Below are 17,183 nucleotides of genomic sequence, written 5' to 3' on the forward strand. Positions count from 1 at the left end.
TTGTATTCTTATATTTTTATTATTTTATTCAAAGAAGGAGAAATCTATGAAATCATTAGTAGCTGAAAAACCAATGGGAGCAAGTATTTTGGACCGGGAGAAACAGATGGTTGAGTTTCGGGTTTTTGCTTATGATAAAAAAGGAGTTAGCCTTTTAATAAAAAGCGGGGAAGAAGAACAGTTGGTTACTATGAAGCAGGAGGAACCCCACATTTACAGTACTGTGGTAGAAGGAAAAGGATTGGAGTTATTATACAAGTATCGGATTAAAGAGGAGGGGGATTTTCCTGATCCCTGCTCCCATTACCAGCCCCAGGGAATCCATGGTTTTTCTCAGGTGGTAGACCACGATACATATCAGTGGCAGGACGATCATTGGGAAGGGCTGGAACTGGAGGAAATGATTATTTACGAAATGCATGTTGGCACCTTTACTCCAAAGGGCACCTTTAGGGCTGCGGTAGACCGTCTTGATTATCTTTTGGACTTGGGGATAAACACGCTGGAGTTAATGCCGGTGGTTCAGACCCCGGGGAAGTGGAATTGGGGTTATGACGGAGCTAATTTTTTTAGTGTAAATAATAATTACGGGGACCCTGATGATTTAAAATTCCTGGTGGACAGCTGTCATCAGAAGGGAATTTCTGTTCTGTTGGACGTTGTATACAACCATCTGGGCCCTGAGGGAAATTACCTGCCGGTGTATGGCCCTTATTTTACCGATAAATATGATACTCCCTGGGGCTCAGCAGTGAATTTTGACGATGAATACTGTAATAAAACTCGTCAAATGGTCCTGGAAAACCTGCGGCATTGGCTGGAGGTATATCGTTTCGACGGCCTCCGGCTGGATGCAGTAAATGCCATAAAAGATGAGAGTCTATTACATATTCTTCAGGAAATCGCTTCTTTGACGAAGGATCTTTCCCAAAGGCTTGGGAGAAAAAAATGGGTGATTGCGGAGACGGACGAAAATGACGTAAAGGTAATCAACCCACCCCAAAATGGTGGTTACGGTATAGACGCCCAGTGGATGGATGACCTGCACCACACCATTCACACCATACTTACTGGAGAAGATAAAGGTTACTATATGGACTATGGCAAAATCGAAGGCCTGGTCAAGTTATATAAGAATTATCTTTATACCGGAGAGTATTCTCATTTTTGGGGTAGAGACCGGGGAACTGATGCTCATATAAACCCGGGCAGGCAGTTTGTGGTAGCACTTCAGACCCACGACCAGGTGGGTAACCGGGCTAAAGGGGAGCGTCTATCATCTCTAGTAGATTATAACTATGTAAAGACAGCGGCCGGATTGATTTTCTTTTCCCCTTACGTCCCTCTAATATTTATGGGGGAGGAGTATGCCGAAAAAAATCCATTCTTGTTCTTCACAGATTTTGAAGATTCCCAGTTGAAGGAGGCTGTATCCCAGGGAAGAAGAAAGGAATTTGAAAAGTTTGGGTGGGAGGATATATCAGATCCCGAAGAAGACGATACTTTCTATCGATCTCGCTTAACCCCCCCAGAAAAATGGAATCAGCAGAACCGGTGGATGTTCAATTTCTACCGGGATCTAATTAATTTAAGGAAAACAAATTTTGTTCTGAAAGCCCTGGATAAAACGAATCTTACGGTAAGTGTACAAAGAGAAACCCGGGTGGTAGAAATTCTCCGCCAAAGAGGAGGAAAAAAGCTGGTTGGCCTGTTTAACCTGGGGAAAAATGATACCTACCATCACCACACCGGGAAATGTCTTTTGAGCTCAGAATGGAAATTATACGGCGGTGCTCAGCAGGAGGGTGAAGGCAGCAGCCGCCTTTTAAAGGGAAGCATGGTTATACTGGAGCTGTAATAAGCTCCTTTTTTTTGGAAAAATATCGGTCAATCTCTTGCGTGGACATATGATCAACCCTTTCCATCATTTTTGGAAAAGAGGGGGGATAGAGGTTGTAAAGATAGTAATACATATGATCTACCATAAACTCTACATCAGGCACCTCCGACCAAATCTTTTGAATATAATCAGTAGACATAAACACTGCTTGAGAATATTCCTGCAGCAGGGTCAGGGTTTCCTCCGTTTCGGATAGGAAATCCGTATCCTTTTTATTTACTTCATATAGTTCAACTATTTTTCTCACAGCTTTTTCTTTCCATTGGAAAACGGATTCAATGGGGGTATAAGCTCTTTTTAAATCTATACCTTTTTGGGCTGTCATCTGTTCTAAACCGAATTTTAGGTAGTTTATCCGTCCATCTATAATGGTGTCCAGTATTTCCAACAGCCCTACAAAATTTTTCAAGTTTATGGCCTCTGGCCTTCGGTTCAGTACCAGCTCTGGTGGATGTTTTTTCAGTTTTTCAAGAAGTTCGGAACAGATTAAATATCCTTTCAGGCATGAGAGTTTTTGTCTGCCTTCGGTGGGCCGCCAACCCCAGTTGCAGGCCCTCTTCATAATTCGGTGATACAATACAGTCTTAACCTCTATATTGTCCCGGAAGACCAGTTCCCGTTCCATGTGGTTCATCCAGGCGCCGTGAATAGGCAGGTGGATATTCACATTGAAATTCTTCAAAAGTATGTCAAATATTTGGCAGTAGTACTTACCATATTCCCAGAAAGCATGGGGATACTGATACAGTCCTGTTTTGTCCCGGTCATATCTGTCTACCCCGGTTACCCCAATGGGTGGATAGTGACCGTCTACTCTTAACACCAGCCTGATTTCCGGAGCCCAGTTTATGTCATAAAACTTAACCTCCGGAAGGTTTTTAATGCCTGTTGGCTTCAGCACATTATCTATATATTGGTCAGGGGTAACAAATTTGATATTAAAGCGCTGGGATTCCTCCTGCAGCAGCTCTTTCCAGGCTTTTTCCATTATTTCCAGGGCTATATCCCCGAAATCCATCAGTTCCAGGTCTTGAATGTACACAAGAACTCCGTTAGGGGGGGAGTTTTCCATTTCCTTCCTGAGCACCGATTTGTACAGCTCCACCCCATCTTTCATATCAATAGGAAATTGTTCCTGCTGGTCAGAAAAGTATTCCTCTTTAAATACTGCATAGTCACCCAGCATGTATCCCTGGTTTTTTACTTTATCTCTTTTCATTTTAGTAATGGGACGCCAGATTTCTTGGGATATAGGGAAATTTCGGGGGAAAGCCAGCAGATTTTTAGTCTCCGTACGAAGCAGGAAGGGCAGGTATTGGTGGTCTCCGTCTCCCTCCAGGGAAAAAGGCACTTTTCCCTCCTCCAGGTGCGGAAAGATGACATAGTCTATATTTGCTTTGGAAATACCTGCCAGCTTATGATGGGTTAGGGAAGCTTCACTGGGGAAGAGTCCTTTGTATTTGGGATAAGGAACTCCCATAAAGTCGTGGAGGTACTGCATGTTCCACACAGTTTCCTGGGTTATTTCCTCTTCTTCCATCAGGGAAACATGGGTATGATGGGCATGGCCGTACAGGGGGTACAGCCTGCCTCGGCGGTAGTCCTCCTGCATCATTTTAAAGGTCTCTGGGATTACTTCTTTAATCTGGTGCAAAAGCTCGTTGGTATATTCTACGCAGAGGGGTGCCTCCAATCGGTCTCCGAACTTACTGCACATGGCATAAATATCCCGCCCCTCCTTTTTTCTTTTTTTAATGTAATTTTCATCCTGAAAGGTGTCCTTCATGGGATTGCCCTCCTCCAGGGGGGAGAGCAGCATTTTTGGAAGATCCCACAGCAGCTCATGGGCGTGAAAAGCCAGGATTACATAAATATTTTTCATAATATATTTAACCTCTTTCTTTGTTTAATCTTTTTTTTTAGGGTATAAAACCCCCACCTCTAAGGGTTAGCGTAGGTGGGGCTTAAAATCTGGTGGAGTTGAGTCTCCACTTGATTCCCCGATGTTAAAGCTTGCTAAAAAAAGTTCATTATAACTTTCCAGGGGCTTATCAGGGTTGGGTTTTATTCACCAGGTTCATATTTATAAATAAACCCACTATAAGGGGGAAGGAGGAAATGTTTAAAGGTGCCACCTTCAGCATGGATACTGTTCCAGGGGTTATTTTTTTCTTCGCTGTTCATGGGTATCACCCTTTGTATATCCGCCAGCTTATACCAACATCCTTCTTTGTCTAAATTTAAATCCACCGGCACCTCATGATCTTCGAAGTTCATCATTACTGCTATATTTTCCGTAGTTCGGCCGTTAGACTCTGCTTTCCAGCCGATCACTCTTTTTCCTCCCCCTTTGTTTTTCTTCATCCAAGGACCTAACATCCAGGAGAAAGCGCCCTCTTCTATTGGGTTATATCCGCATAGTCGTAAAGCCTCATGATGTCTTCTAAGCTTAATTAAGTCTTGGGTCCATAGAAAAAACTGGTTTATGTTTTTAGATTTTTTTACCCAATTAATGTCTATACGGTTTCTTTCCCTCTCGATTCCATACTCCTGACCCATGTAAATCATAGGCTGCCCCAGAGCTAACATGGTAGCCATTAGTCCCAGCCGGGCCTTCCGGTTCTTCAGGTCCGGGCATTTTAGGTGTTCTCCTCCGGTGGCCACTTCATACTGGACGCTGTTTTCATCATGACTTTCGCAGTAGTTTATGGTATTGTTGGTATGGGCAGCATAGGCGTCTTTGCTGAAGTAAAACATACTGCCCAAGTTTTCCGGACTATTGTCCACTCCTTCGAATTCTCCTTCCCTGAGGAGAGCTTTTATTTTATCATGAAATATATCTGACCACTGGGCGTAACCGTTGTACCCCTCCAGGTTTAGATCCTCCTCGTTGGGTAGGTTTTCGGCGATGAGGATGGCATTTTTTTTGAACCCTTTATCTTTTATCTCATGGGCAATACGGTGCAGCAGCTTGTGATCTAAAAAGTAACTGTGGGTGGCGTCAAAACGAAAGCCGTCAATATGATATTCTTTAAGGAACAGCTTACATGCATCAATAAGCATATTGTCTACCTCATCCTTACCGGTGGCCACTTTATTGCCCCACATGGTCTCTCCGGAAAAGTAAAACCCGCCATCGGTGGAACCATCATCTACCAAATTCCAAAGGGGGTTAAAATCGTTGGAGGTATGATTAAACACTTTGTCTACGATGACCGCCAGCCCATGGTTATGAGCAGTGTCCACCATTTCTCGGAAATCCTCCGGTGTGCCGAAATCTTTCTCCAGCGCCATAAATGTACAGGGCTCATAGCCCATCCCCCCTTTTCTGGGTACCTCAGCTACCGGCATCAAAGCGATGGCCGTGATTCCCAGGTTGTTGAAATATCCCTTTAATATGCGGTGGGTGACACCTTTGAAGGTCCCTTGATATTCTTCGGGGATATCGGGGTCATTGTCGGTAAAGCCATATACATTCAATTCATAAAGAATTAAATCCTTTATCGCAGGAGTTTTCCAGTTGTAGTCGGACCAGCCAAACCGGGTTGGGTTTACCACCTGGGAGTTTTTAAACCTGTAATTGTCGCTGTATACTCTGGTATAAGGGTCGGAGACAAATCTTTCTGTTTCCACGGCCCCACCCTGAATAAAAAATTTATATTCTAACATTTCAGGGTTAAAATAATAACTGCGGGGCTTGATGCGAATTAACCATATATTTGGCTGGTAATAATATCCTCGGTATAGTTTCATTTCTAAAAATTTTTCCTTTTGGGGCTGGGGAATTCCTGGACACTGCCAGTTGTTCATACTGCCGGTTAAGTACACCCTGGCTGCCCGGGGATGGAAAAAGCCGAACAATATGGAACCATCTTTTAATATATTGGCCCCCAAAAGAGAGGGGATTTCTAGACCCGAAACATCTGTATGGGGCAGATAAAAATTTTCCTGGGGAACCAGGTGTTGAATTTTGCTGTAGTATTGTTTTGTGGTGCCTACGGGAGCTGCCGGAAGCACATTGTAAATATTATGTCTGTCGGACATAGCCCAAATCTCTTCTCCCAAATCCCGCTGGTAGTAACGGTTCAGTTTTTCATCTTCCCAAATGGTTTTCTTTTTTCCATGGTCTTTAAATTTAAAGTGAAATCTGCTCCGCCGATGGTAAAAATCATAAAACACCCCATAGTTGTCTTTTCCCGCCGGGGTTATTTCTTTTTCCAGGCTGGTCCCGTCGCTGACCCAAACCCAAAGCCGGGGGTCTAAAAAGTTATTTTTATTGTCATAGTGGATTCTAATCTTGTGTAACATGAAAAACCTCCTTTAAACGGCATATGAATAGTTTCTGCAATTTTGTTGTTTTTTATAAAAAATAAGGTTATAAATAAATAGTAATACTGTTTAGCCTAAATCTAAAAAACAACTCATTAATATTTTTATTGAAGTTTAAGAAGGGAAAGGGCAAAAAAAGTTGAAATATTTGCTATTGAGTAAGAGAAGAAGGAATACCAGGTAATTTTTGAGAAAAAATAATAATGGTTGTATATAAAATTCTCAAAGGGAACGTAAGGATCAGACCTTTAGGTCGGTAACCTGGATAAAAAAGGGAGGAATTTTAGAATGGGTAGTGTTAAAGATTTAAAAATCTTAGAGGGACCAACAAAAGAACGGCCCGGTCGCGGGAGGTTTGTTTTTTCGGACCGTTATTCCGTATTCGACTGGGGAGAAATGCCGGACTTGATTGATCATAAAGGAGCGGCCATTGCTCTATTGGGTGCCTATTTTTTTGAGAAGCTGGAGGAGATGGGGATTCCCACTCATTATATAGGCCTGGTGGAAGAAGATCGAGCGAATAAAATTTCCCATATAAAAAGTCCTGTGAACACCATGGAGGTAAAAATGCTCCAGGTAATTAAACCTGAATTAGAGGGGAATCGGTATAATTACGCTAGATACCAGGAGGAAAAGGGAGGCTTTTTAATTCCTCTGGAGGTAATTTACAGAAATTCTCTGCCGCCGGGGTCCAGCGTTTTTAAACGTCTGCAAACCGGGGAAGCAAAACCTGAGGACCTGGGCCTGTCGGAGATGCCTGTCCCTAATCAGAAGATGGAAATTCCCATTCTCGATGTTTCTACGAAATTAGAGATAACGGATCGTTATATGACCTGGGGGGAGGCCCGGGAGATTTCCGGATTAAGCCTGGTGGAAATAAATGATCTAAAGGAAATGGCAAATACCGTAAATAAGCTTATCTCTAGTGAATTTGCAAAAATTGGCCTGGTTAACGAGGACGGCAAGATAGAAGTGGGTTTTGATCACAGCAGGGGCTTGATGCTGGTGGATGTTTTGGGTACTTTAGATGAATGCCGGTTCACTTTTGAGGACCTTCCCGTGAGCAAAGAGATCCTGCGGATATACTACCGCAACTCTCCGTGGCATCTGGCAGCAGAGGAGGCCAAGGCCAAGGACAGGCAGCGATGGAAGGAAATTTGTCCGCTGGCTCCGGAACCACTGCCCCTCCGGCTAAAAGAATTAGTCTCACAGATTTACTGTGCCTGTACCAATGAAATCACCCGGACAAATTGGTTTACAGATACACCTCCAATAAATGAGGTTATGGCAGAGATAAAAGATTTCTTAAAAGAATAAATGAAAAAATGAGGTGATGATTATGTTAGAGAAGATTAAATCCCGGAGAAGTATTAGGAATTTTCAAAGCTCCCCGGTAGAAGAGGAAAAAATATTACAATTAATTGATTGTGCCCGTTTGGCTCCTTCGGCCCGGAATGTGCAGCCCTGGAAGTTCATAGTAGTGACAGATAAAGAAACCCGGGATATTCTTTCTCAAATGTTGGATACCGCTCGTTTTGTCTCGGGAGCCCCTCTTTGCATTGCCGTTTTCTGTCAGGGCACCAAATACTACCTTGAGGATGGATGCGCGGCTACAATGAACATTCTTCTGGCTTCAGAGGCCATGGGCCTGGGTGCCTGCTGGATTGCTGGGGATAAAAAGGCCTATGGGCCTGCAGTTCAAAAGCTTCTAGGGGTACCTGAAGGTTTTAAATTGGTATCTCTAATCGCTGTAGGATATCCGGTGGAGTTACCAGGGACAAAAAGTAAAAAGACCCTGGAGGAGGTCATCTGCCGGGAACGTTTTCAATAACTAATATAAAGCCAGCTTTTCTTTCACGGTAATTCTTGAAGTTTTTAGATTGTAGTGTAGAAGTTAACAAATTGTATGTGAAATAATTATCTTTTGCTCAAACTATTTTTAAAATATAAATAGAAAAATAGAAATTAGCCATTTTAATACAAAAAGTCCCCTTGACAAGGGGCTTTTTGTATTAAAAATAAATGATTTCGGTATTTTTTCGCACCTGGGGTTTATCCATTAAGAACAAAGCCGAAGCATGATCGGAAATGTTTGCCACCAGTAGAGTAAGTGTATGATAAAAGTGCTGCAGTTAGTTTACTAACATGGAAGGATTAAATATTGAAGCTTTGATAATATTTATGTCAGCCAAAAAACCTGAAAAATAAAGCATACAAGAGGAAAGGTTACGTTTTTATAATAATAAAGGATATAAATCAGTTTATACAGAAGTATATATAAGTATAAAAGTATAAAATGGAAATTTAAAAATATGCATCCAAGAAAAACAAAAAAGAATAGCTTAAAAGTCTATTTTCATATGAAAAAGGTGGGAAGAAAGAAGTTAAACCGCAAACCAAACTTCTGAAAAAATAAAAAGGAGATGATCAATATGGTCAGTGCTTATGCAGGGAAAGTATTGCGAGTAAATTTATCAAAGGGCAGTATTGTGAAAGAAGACTTACCCATGGATAAAGCTAAAGCCTTTTTGGGAGGTAGGGGACTGGGGGCTAAAATGCTGTCAGAGGAAATAGCGGTTGGAATTGATCCCTTGAGTGAAGAAAACAAAGTATTCTTTATTACTGGACCTTTGACCGGAACCGCGGCTGTTGCCAGCGGAAGATACATGGTAGTCACTAAATCTCCTCTAAATAACGTAATTGCTTCTTCTAACTCCGGTGGTTATTGGGGAGCGGAATTAAAATTTGCCGGCTATGATATGATTATAGTTGAAGGGAAGTCTGAGACACCTGTATACCTCTATATAAACGATGACAAAGTGGAAATTCGCCCCGCAGATAATTACTGGGGTATGACCTCTATTGCTGTTGACAAAGGTTTAAAAGAAGAAGTAGGCGATCCTAAAGCCCGGGTATTGAATATCGGTCCTGCAGGGGAAAACTTATCTCCCATTGCTGCAGTATTGAATGACAAGTGGCGGGCAGCGGGACGTTCTGGTGTAGGAGCCGTTTTAGGGTCCAAAAAATTAAAAGCCATAGTGGTTCGGGGAAGCGGTAAAGCAGAGGTGGCTCAGCCTGACAAGTTTAAAGAAGTGGTTAGAGAAAATATGAAAAAAATTAAAGAAAATGGTGTGACAGGCCAGGGGCTTCCGGCCTATGGAACTGCCGTACTGGTTAATATTATTAATGAAAACGGTGTTTTTCCTACCAATAATTTTCAATTCGGAGTTTTCCCAGGGGCGGAAGAGACCTCCGGAGAAACTCTGGCAGAAAAGTATCTGAAGAAAAAGGATGCCTGCTATCGCTGTCCCATTGCCTGCGGTCGATACTGTGAAGTAGACGGTGTAGGCGGTGGTGGGCCTGAATATGAAACTATCTGGGCTATGGGAGCGGACTGTGGTATTTCAGACCTGAAAGAAATAATAAGAGCCAATAGAGTGTGCAATGAGATGGGAATGGATACTATTTCCGCCGGTGCTACTATTGCCGCTGCCATGGAGCTGTTTGAAAAGGGTTATATTAAGCCGGAGGAAGTGGATGGACCCCAATTGAAATTCGGTAACGCTGATGCTATTGTAAAGTGGTTGGAGAAGATGGGGCGGGCTGAGGGTCTGGGAGCCAAGCTGGCTCAAGGGTCCGCTCGGCTCTGTGAAATGTATGGGGCACCGGAATTGTCCATGTCCGTCAAAAAATTGGAGCTTCCTGCCTATGATCCTCGGGGAATTATGGGGCATGGGCTGCAGTATGCTACGGCTAACCGGGGAGGCTGCCATGTTCGGGGTTACATGATTTCACCCGAAATACTAGGTTCCCCTGAAAAGCTGGATCGTTTTGCCTTGGAAGGAAAGGCTCAGTGGACCAAGATTTTTCAGGATCTGACAGCAGTTATAGACAGTCTTGGGCTCTGTCTCTTTACTTCTTTTGCTATGGGAGCACAGGATTATGCAGACATGTATAACGCGGCTGCCGGAGAAAACCTTAGCGCCGAAGATCTTTTGGCCTGTGGTGAGCGTATCTACAATCTGGAGAGGCTGTTTAACCTGCAGGAAGGGTATACTGCCAAAGATGATACACTGCCCAGGCGTCTTCTGGAAGACCCTATGCCAGAGGGCCCCTCCAAGGGTAATGTTCATCAGTTGGACAAATTACTGCCTGAGTATTATGAACTAAGGGGTTGGGGCAAAGATGGAGTGCCCACCGCTGAAAGAAAAAATGAGCTGGGGCTCTAGTAAGAAGTTAATAAGATAAAATAATTAGTATTTAGTATTTGTTTGTATACAGGGGCTTTCTATAGTGAAAGCCCCTGGTTTTATTTGTTGTTGACATTTAGTAAAATGATAAGGAAGTTTTATTGTTTTAAAGAATTCACTAAAAAGCTGAGGGGTTTCCCGCAGCTTTTTATATTTCTTAACTGATATAGAAGTATTAATTGGTTATATGTTTATCTGTTGGCCAATTTGGAAAGATTAAGGATATAGCAGTATTTTACTTTGTTTTAAGATTATGAAAGCCAGGGGTTGCAATTTTGAAAGAGAATTGGAGAAATAATGCTGAAAAAACTGCTGAATAAACTTATTCAAGGCTATAGACAAGAGAAAAAGGAAAAAGAAAATTCAACAGGTACCGCTTTCACTGGCGATTTATCAGTGGACGAAGGACAGGTTCGTGCCACTTTTCAAAATTGTGGCGATGTTATTTACCGCAGTCTAAAGATCCCGGCCCTGGGGAACCGCAGAGCTTTGTTGGTTTTTGTGGATACTTTGGTAAACCAGGAAACCATGAACCGGGATGTGATTGCCGGGTTGATTGACCAATCTCATGATGCCGGTCAATCTGTAGAGAATGTCCTGGATTTGATATCCGTGGGCGAAGCCAACTGGCATGAAAGCCTGGAGGAAATAAAGTATCCTGTAATGACAGGGATGGTTTTGGTGCTTTTAGAGGGCAGTAACAGGGCGCTGACGCTAGAAACGCGGCAGTGGCCTACCCGGTCGGTGGAGGAACCTGAACAGGAGCGTGTTATTCATGGGCCCCGGGAGGGTTTTAACGAAAGCTTACAGATAAACCTGGGATTAATCCGCCGTCGGCTGCCTACCCCCTCTTTAAAGGTAGAATTCATGAAGGTAGGCAGGAGGACTGCCAGTCAAATTGCTCTGATTTTCCTGGAGGATGTGGCTGATTCTGATGTGGTAGAGGAGATCCGGGATAGAATCCAGGCCATTGATATCGATGGTATTTTGGATCCGGGGGCCTTAGGGGAGTTAATCTCTAATCAGGGGGGGTCTCCCTTTCCTCTGCTGTTAAATACCGAGCGCCCGGATAAAGTGGTGGGGGAACTGATGCAGGGGAAATTAGCACTTGTGGTCCAGGGCAGTAACTATGCTAAGCTTTTGCCCGTAACCTTTGCAGATTTTAACCAATCTCCCGAGGACTATTATATCCATCCTGTGTTTGCTACACTGAACCGTTTTATGCGTTTTGTAAGTTTTTTTATTTCCACTTCTATAACCGCGGTATATACAGCCGTAATTACCTTTCATTATGAGATGATCCCCCGGGATATTGTGGTGTTTATCGCCGAAACCCGGGCCGGAGTACCCTTTGTGCCCTTTATTGAAGCTTTTTTCCTGGAGTTTTCCATAGAGCTCATCCGGGAGGCCAGCCTTCGCCTGCCGGGTCCCATAGGCCAGACCATAGGTATCGTAGGGGCGCTGGTCCTGGGGCAGGCGGTGGTCAACGCTCGTTTGGTAAGTCCGGTTATGCTGATTGTAGTAGCCATAGGTTTCATGACCAGCTTTACTATCCCCAACTATGAAGCTTCCCTTCCTTTACGCTACCTGCGCTTTCCTTTGATTCTTTCGGCGGCATTTCTCTGAGGTTTTGGAACTGTAGTCACCTGGATGGTGATCTTAGCGTACATGTGCAGCTTAGAATCCTTTGGGGTACCTTACCTGGCACCTGTGGCACCCTTGAGGCTGAAGGATATGGGAGATAATTTTTATCGGCGTTCCTGGCGGGGGATGATTACCAGGCCCAGGTTAACAGCAAAGGGTGATATCCGCCGGCAGAATAGAAGGGGGGCTGAAAAGAATGACCAGCCGGAGTAATGGCTTGACGGATTTCCAGGTGGTAGCCATTATTATAGCGGCCATGACCGGGGCCAATATGATATTTTTGCCGGTTTTTGTTGCTGAAAAGGCGGGAAGGGATGGATGGATCAGTATCATTTTAGCAGGGCTGTTGGTTTGGCTGGCTGCCGGGCTGGTTTACATTTTATGCCGCCGTTTCCCCACACGATCTCTTCCGGAATTCAGCATACTGATATTGGGTAAGCCCTTGGGTACCATGGTATCAACCGGATATATTGTCTATGCATTGTTTTTAGCAGGTACTACCCTGCGAATATATACGGAAGTAGCTAAAGTCTGGACTATGTTTTGGACACCGGCCTGGTTTTTCATTTTATTTTTACTGATTCCTGTAGTTTATATTGTTAGATTGGGACCTATCCCCCTGGCGCGCCTCATGGAAATTGTAATTTATGTTTCCCTCTTTGTACTGCTGCTTTTCTTGCTCCCCTTAAGGGAGTTCAATCTACTAAACTTAAGGCCGGTGGGGCAGGAGGGGTTGAGAGCTGTAGTGAGTGCTATTCCAGAAACCACTTTTTCTTACCTGGGGTTTGAGGTATTGTTAATTTTTTACCCCATGATTCTTAACCGGCAGAGAATAGTCCGCCTGTACCTGCAGGGAATTTTGGTAGCGATGATCTTTTTTGCCGGTACGACCTTTTTGGTTATCGGGGTTATGGGTGTGGAACATGTACAGATTCAGGTCTGGCCGGTAATGGAATACCTGGGAATCGGAAGGCTGCCGGTGGTGGAGAGAATTGATAACCTTTTTCTGTTTTACTGGACCGGTAAAATTGTAGGATTAATTTCTATTCATTATTATGCGGCGGCTTTTACTGCGGCCAGCCTGACCAGCAGACGTTATTACAGCCTTTGGACACTGCTTTTTATACCGATTATATATGCTATCGCCCTTTTGCCAGGACGGCAGTTGGAGTCTTTTGATATGATTCGTATTGTGGGAAACTGGGGGGTTGTATTTATACTATTTCTGGTGGTTTTGCTGCTGATGGTGGCAGTAATTCGGGGGTTGGATGAAGGAAAGGGGGTGCCTGAAAAATGAAAAAGATAGTGGCACTATTCCTGCTTCTCTTCTTTTTTTGTGCAGGGGGCTGCTGGGATTGGCGTATTATTGACCAGCAGGCAATACTTTTTGGCATTGGTATTGATCCGGTGGAAACGGATCCGGAAGTTTTTAGATTTACCTTTGTCAACCCAACTTTCACCCCGGAGGCTGAGGATATCAGGGTAATAAATATGGTAACAGGTTTTTCCCTGGATCAGGCCTTAATGAACCTGCAGCACCAAAAAGATCAGCGTCCGGCCATAGGTAAAGTGAATATATTGCTATTTTCCGAAGAAATAGCCCGTAATGGTGGGATGCATAAAATCATGAGGCAGTGGGACCAAATTCGAGAAAACAATCCCAATGCACTGCTGTGTATCATAAGGGGTGCCTCTGCACGGGATGTTTTTATCCTAAAGGTTACTCAACAGCCCAGGGTAGCGGTATTTCTTACAGACCTCCTGGAACAAAATATTATGAATGGGAGGGCTCCCCGGGTCACTGCTTCTAATTACTGGTTTCAGTACCACACCCGGGGGATTAGTCCGGTGGTGCCCATCATAGAACTTACCGGTACAGAAGATGAAAAAACAGGAATTATTTTAGCCGGTTTGGCCGTGGTGGATGAAAGAGGAAGGATGAGAGGTTCTATAACGGATAATGAAACCATCATGTATATGCTTTTAACTGATAATATTCAGCGGGGCCGAATCTATACAAAAATAGATTTTGCAGAACAGAAGGACAGGTTAATTACTGCATTTATCCAAAAAAACTCTTCTAAAGTGAATACAAAAATTGTCAATGATAAGCCGGTAATAAATATAAATATGGAAATTTCCATAGACGGACTGGACGCGGACCTTTATTTGGATACCCATCTAAAAGGCGAAGTATTCAGCGGGTTGGAACAGGCCCTGGCCCGGAATATTCAGGGGAACGTGCTGAGAGTTTTGAAAAAAACTCAAGGCTGGGAATCGGATATAATGGGTTTGGGCCAACATGTCCGGGTTCAGAATGCCCGTTGGTTCAAGGGAATAGATTGGCCTAAGGAATATGGGGAAAGTGAAATCCATGTGGAGGTGTCCGTAAAAATAAAACGGATGATGGATATATTAAATCCCAATTATTAAACTTTTTCCAATCTTTCTGGTATAATTTAATCAGGTAAAAAAGGTAGGAAAGTCATGGGAGTCCATCCCGGCTTTTTTAAGATGAAACAAGGGGGATTTATATGCAGATTACGGTAAAACTCTTTGCTACCCTGCGGGAGGGGCGTTTTAAAGTTTCTTCTCTGGAGGTTGAGGCAGAAACCCCATTGGCACAGGTGGCAGATCAATTAAAGATTCCTCGGGAGGAATTGGCTTTGATATTGGTAAACGGCAGGGATGCTTCATTGGACCATGTAATGAAAGAGGGAGATACTTTATCTCTTTTTCCACCGGTGGGAGGGGGATAAGAATGGAGGATTTGGCAGGATATTTGCATTCCCGGGCAGATGCGGGACATTTACCGTGGACGGTTCAGGTGGAGGCGGCTCAAAAATATTCCCATACCTTAGGTCAGGTGGAGGAAACGGCTTTAAGGGAAGGCCTGCTGCCCTTCCGCTATCTAAGAAATGGAAGCACTATATCCCCGAAGCAGCAGCTGCGGCTGTTTCAAAGCAGAGTTACCGTGGTGGGGTGCGGCGGCCTGGGGGGCTATGTCATAGAAGAACTGTCCCGCCTGGGAGTAGGTAGGCTGACCGTCATTGACCACGATATTTTTGAGGAGCACAATCTGAATCGGCAGCTTTTTTCCAACATGGAGACTCTGGACCGGTCCAAAGTCAGCGCCGCTGTGGAAAGAATAAAATTGATAAACCCGGCGGTCACCGTAAAAGGAATAGAGGGAAAGTTTAGTAAAATAAAAGGCCCTGAAATGATTTTAGATTCACAGGTGGTGGCTGATGCTTTGGACGGTATTTCCATCCGATTGGAGCTGGCGGAGGTCTGTAAACAGTTGAAAGTCCCTCTGGTCCACGGAGCCATTGCAGGATGGTATGGTCAGGTACTCACTCAATTCCCTGGGGAAAACTCTCTGGAGACCCTTTACGGAAAAAGTATAGTTGACAAAGGGAGGGAAAAGGAACTGGGAAACCTACCCTTTACCCCTGCGTTGGTAGCCAGCCTTCAGGCTGCGGAGGTTTGTAAGGTGCTGCTTAACGTGGGGTCTTTACTCCGGGGAAGAGTGCTGTACATCGACTTGTTGGATATGGAATTTGAAGAGGTGCCGTTATAATTACTTTTCTTTTGATTAAAAACAAAATACGTCATATAAAGTCCATTGTATTGAATCTTCAAAGCAGGCCGGCAGGCCTGCTTTTTGCATTTACCGCTTTCTTCTTTCCTTTTCAGCTCTTTTTGGGGATATTGTATAACCAGCATGATAATTCAGCGGGAAGGCCGTTACGATTACCTTAAACGAATTTTTGTTGAGACTGGCTGAACCGGGAATTGAACCCATTACAATTAAAAAATTTGCATAATTATGATGGCAGAAGGCATAGATTAGAAGGTTTTGTTGTTTTAGGAGTCGAAATATTACAAGGGGTGGTTTTAAATGTCTGAAATGTTCAAATCAAAACTATTTAGGGCTGCAGTCTGGATACTGCTGGTATTCTTAATAATATTGGTAGGAACGCAGATTTTTTTTGTGTTTGTTCCTTTGGTGATTATTTTTCAAACGTTGTTTTTCCCCTTTTTGATTGCCGGGTTCCTGTATTTTCTAACTAATCCCTTTGTGGATTGGTTAGAAAGAAAAAGGATTCCCCGTGGGCTGTCAATTTTACTCATATATTTAGCTTTTTTTGGTATAATCGCCCTTTTAGCAGTCATTACCGGGCCTATTTTACAGAGGGAATTTACCCGGCTCTTAAATGATGCTCCGGAGATTTTAAATGAGTTCCAAAAAATACTGGTTTCTCTGCAGGACCATCCCCTTATTGTCAGGCTGATGGAAGAGGACCCGGGACAGATAGAAAACATTGCTCAATGGCTCACCGATTCCTTGAACCATTTATTTGTTCTGGTTGTTAACAGCACTTTTTCTGTTTTTGAATTTGCTGCTGATTTATTGCTGTCCATCGTTATCATCCCTTTTATTTTATTCTACATGCTCAGGGACGGACGTCAATGGCCTCAGGTTTTTTATCGGTACCTTCCGGAAGATCATGCGGAGGATATTAAAACTACTATGGAAAAGATAGGAAGTGCCATTAGTTCTTATATTCAGGGATTATTTGTTGTCTGTATCTGTGTGGGGGTGTTGGTTTATATAGGCTATCAAATCATCGGACTAAACTATCCACTGCTTTTAGCCAGTTTTGCCATGTTTACCAATGTAATACCCTTTGTGGGCCCCATCATAGGAACAGTGCCAGGAATAATTGTAGCAATTATTCATTCTCCTCTGATGATTTTCAAAGTGTTGGTTGTGGTGGTAGTAGTTCAGCAGGTGGAAAGCCTTTTAATTTCTCCACAGGTTATGGGGAAAAAACTAGCCGTAGGCCCCCTGTCAATCATACTGGTAATCCTGGTAGCAGGCAGCATGGCAGGACTTTTGGGAATGATACTGGCGCTGCCTACTTTTGTGATTTTAAGAATTATCACCAATCATATTTATAACTTAGCCAAATCCACAAAAAAGGCATAGATTCATTACCTGTATAATAAAAAGAGTATCGCTTACTTTTTTTAAGTAGAGAGCGATACTCTCTTTT

The 17,183-nt window shown here is 43.4% G+C and carries 11 protein-coding genes and 1 pseudogene; 10 read left to right on the plus strand and 2 right to left on the minus strand.

The features are described 5' to 3' along the window. Positions 1–46: 46 nt before the first annotated feature. Positions 47–1,858, plus strand: a complete 1,812-nt coding sequence (gene treZ / locus HUE98_RS02235; RefSeq protein ID WP_241422264.1) for a malto-oligosyltrehalose trehalohydrolase — start codon at positions 47–49, stop codon at positions 1,856–1,858. Here treZ and HUE98_RS02240 read toward each other — a convergent pair. Then, positions 1,842–3,782, minus strand: coding sequence for a polysaccharide deacetylase family protein (locus HUE98_RS02240; RefSeq protein ID WP_241422265.1), 1,941 nt, complete (start codon positions 3,780–3,782; stop codon positions 1,842–1,844). The genes treZ and HUE98_RS02240 overlap by 17 nt on opposite strands. 182 nt (positions 3,783–3,964) lie before the next feature. Next, entirely contained in the window at positions 3,965–6,208 is a 2,244-nt protein-coding gene (locus tag HUE98_RS02245; protein WP_241422266.1) for an alpha-amylase family glycosyl hydrolase, read from the minus strand. A gap of 309 nt (positions 6,209–6,517) precedes the next feature. Here HUE98_RS02245 and HUE98_RS02250 point away from each other — a divergent pair, with 309 nt between their 5' ends. From HUE98_RS02250 to HUE98_RS02290, 9 genes and pseudogenes are all read left to right on the plus strand, one after another. Further along, a complete protein-coding gene (locus tag HUE98_RS02250) occupies positions 6,518–7,546 on the plus strand; it encodes a phosphoribosylaminoimidazolesuccinocarboxamide synthase (RefSeq protein WP_241422267.1) in 1,029 nt (342 codons plus the stop codon). Positions 7,547–7,568: 22 nt separating this feature from the next. Further along, positions 7,569–8,060, plus strand: a complete 492-nt coding sequence (locus HUE98_RS02255) for a nitroreductase family protein (RefSeq protein WP_241422268.1) — start codon at positions 7,569–7,571, stop codon at positions 8,058–8,060. Between the two features lie 601 nt (positions 8,061–8,661). After that, positions 8,662–10,458 (plus strand): aldehyde ferredoxin oxidoreductase family protein, encoded by a 1,797-nt coding sequence (locus tag HUE98_RS02260; protein WP_241422269.1) that lies wholly within the window; start codon positions 8,662–8,664, stop codon positions 10,456–10,458. 318 nt (positions 10,459–10,776) lie between these two features. Continuing rightward, a pseudogene (locus HUE98_RS02265) lies at positions 10,777–12,336 on the plus strand (spore germination protein). Further along, the gene (locus HUE98_RS02270; RefSeq protein ID WP_241422270.1) at positions 12,320–13,420 is read left to right on the plus strand and encodes a GerAB/ArcD/ProY family transporter; all 1,101 of its coding nucleotides are present in this window, start codon (positions 12,320–12,322) and stop codon (positions 13,418–13,420) included. Before HUE98_RS02265 ends, HUE98_RS02270 begins: the two are co-directional and overlap by 17 nt. Beyond that, positions 13,417–14,556 carry a Ger(x)C family spore germination protein gene (locus tag HUE98_RS02275; RefSeq protein ID WP_241422271.1) on the plus strand — a complete coding sequence of 380 codons (1,140 nt, stop codon included), beginning with the start codon at positions 13,417–13,419 and terminating at the stop codon, positions 14,554–14,556. The genes HUE98_RS02270 and HUE98_RS02275 overlap by 4 nt, the downstream gene beginning before the upstream one ends. A 101-nt stretch (positions 14,557–14,657) precedes the next feature. Beyond that, positions 14,658–14,882 (plus strand): MoaD/ThiS family protein, encoded by a 225-nt coding sequence (locus tag HUE98_RS02280; RefSeq protein WP_241422272.1) that lies wholly within the window; start codon positions 14,658–14,660, stop codon positions 14,880–14,882. A 2-nt stretch (positions 14,883–14,884) separates the two neighbouring features. Continuing rightward, entirely contained in the window at positions 14,885–15,703 is an 819-nt protein-coding gene (locus tag HUE98_RS02285; RefSeq protein ID WP_241422273.1) for a HesA/MoeB/ThiF family protein, read from the plus strand. A 321-nt stretch (positions 15,704–16,024) separates the two neighbouring features. Next, entirely contained in the window at positions 16,025–17,116 is a 1,092-nt protein-coding gene (locus HUE98_RS02290) for an AI-2E family transporter (protein WP_241422274.1), read from the plus strand. Positions 17,117–17,183: the final 67 nt, after the last annotated feature.

This window comes from Candidatus Contubernalis alkalaceticus (assembly GCF_022558445.1).
GTDB lineage: Bacteria > Bacillota > Dethiobacteria > SKNC01 > SKNC01 > Contubernalis > Contubernalis alkaliaceticus.

What these genes read in the sequence shown, in the direction of transcription:
- HUE98_RS02275 (WP_241422271.1), top strand. Translation starts at nt 13,417, where the DNA reads ATGAAAAAGATAGTGGCACTATTCCTGCTTCTCTTCTTTTTTTGTGCA.
- HUE98_RS02290 (WP_241422274.1), top strand. Translation starts at nt 16,025, where the DNA reads ATGTCTGAAATGTTCAAATCAAAACTATTTAGGGCTGCAGTCTGGATA.
- HUE98_RS02255 (WP_241422268.1), top strand. Translation starts at nt 7,569, where the DNA reads ATGTTAGAGAAGATTAAATCCCGGAGAAGTATTAGGAATTTTCAAAGC.
- HUE98_RS02260 (WP_241422269.1), top strand. Translation starts at nt 8,662, where the DNA reads ATGGTCAGTGCTTATGCAGGGAAAGTATTGCGAGTAAATTTATCAAAG.
- HUE98_RS02250 (WP_241422267.1), top strand. Translation starts at nt 6,518, where the DNA reads ATGGGTAGTGTTAAAGATTTAAAAATCTTAGAGGGACCAACAAAAGAA.
- HUE98_RS02245 (WP_241422266.1), bottom strand. Translation starts at nt 6,208, where the DNA reads ATGTTACACAAGATTAGAATCCACTATGACAATAAAAATAACTTTTTA.
- HUE98_RS02285 (WP_241422273.1), top strand. Translation starts at nt 14,885, where the DNA reads ATGGAGGATTTGGCAGGATATTTGCATTCCCGGGCAGATGCGGGACAT.
- HUE98_RS02270 (WP_241422270.1), top strand. Translation starts at nt 12,320, where the DNA reads ATGACCAGCCGGAGTAATGGCTTGACGGATTTCCAGGTGGTAGCCATT.
- HUE98_RS02280 (WP_241422272.1), top strand. Translation starts at nt 14,658, where the DNA reads ATGCAGATTACGGTAAAACTCTTTGCTACCCTGCGGGAGGGGCGTTTT.
- HUE98_RS02240 (WP_241422265.1), bottom strand. Translation starts at nt 3,782, where the DNA reads ATGAAAAATATTTATGTAATCCTGGCTTTTCACGCCCATGAGCTGCTG.
- treZ (WP_241422264.1), top strand. Translation starts at nt 47, where the DNA reads ATGAAATCATTAGTAGCTGAAAAACCAATGGGAGCAAGTATTTTGGAC.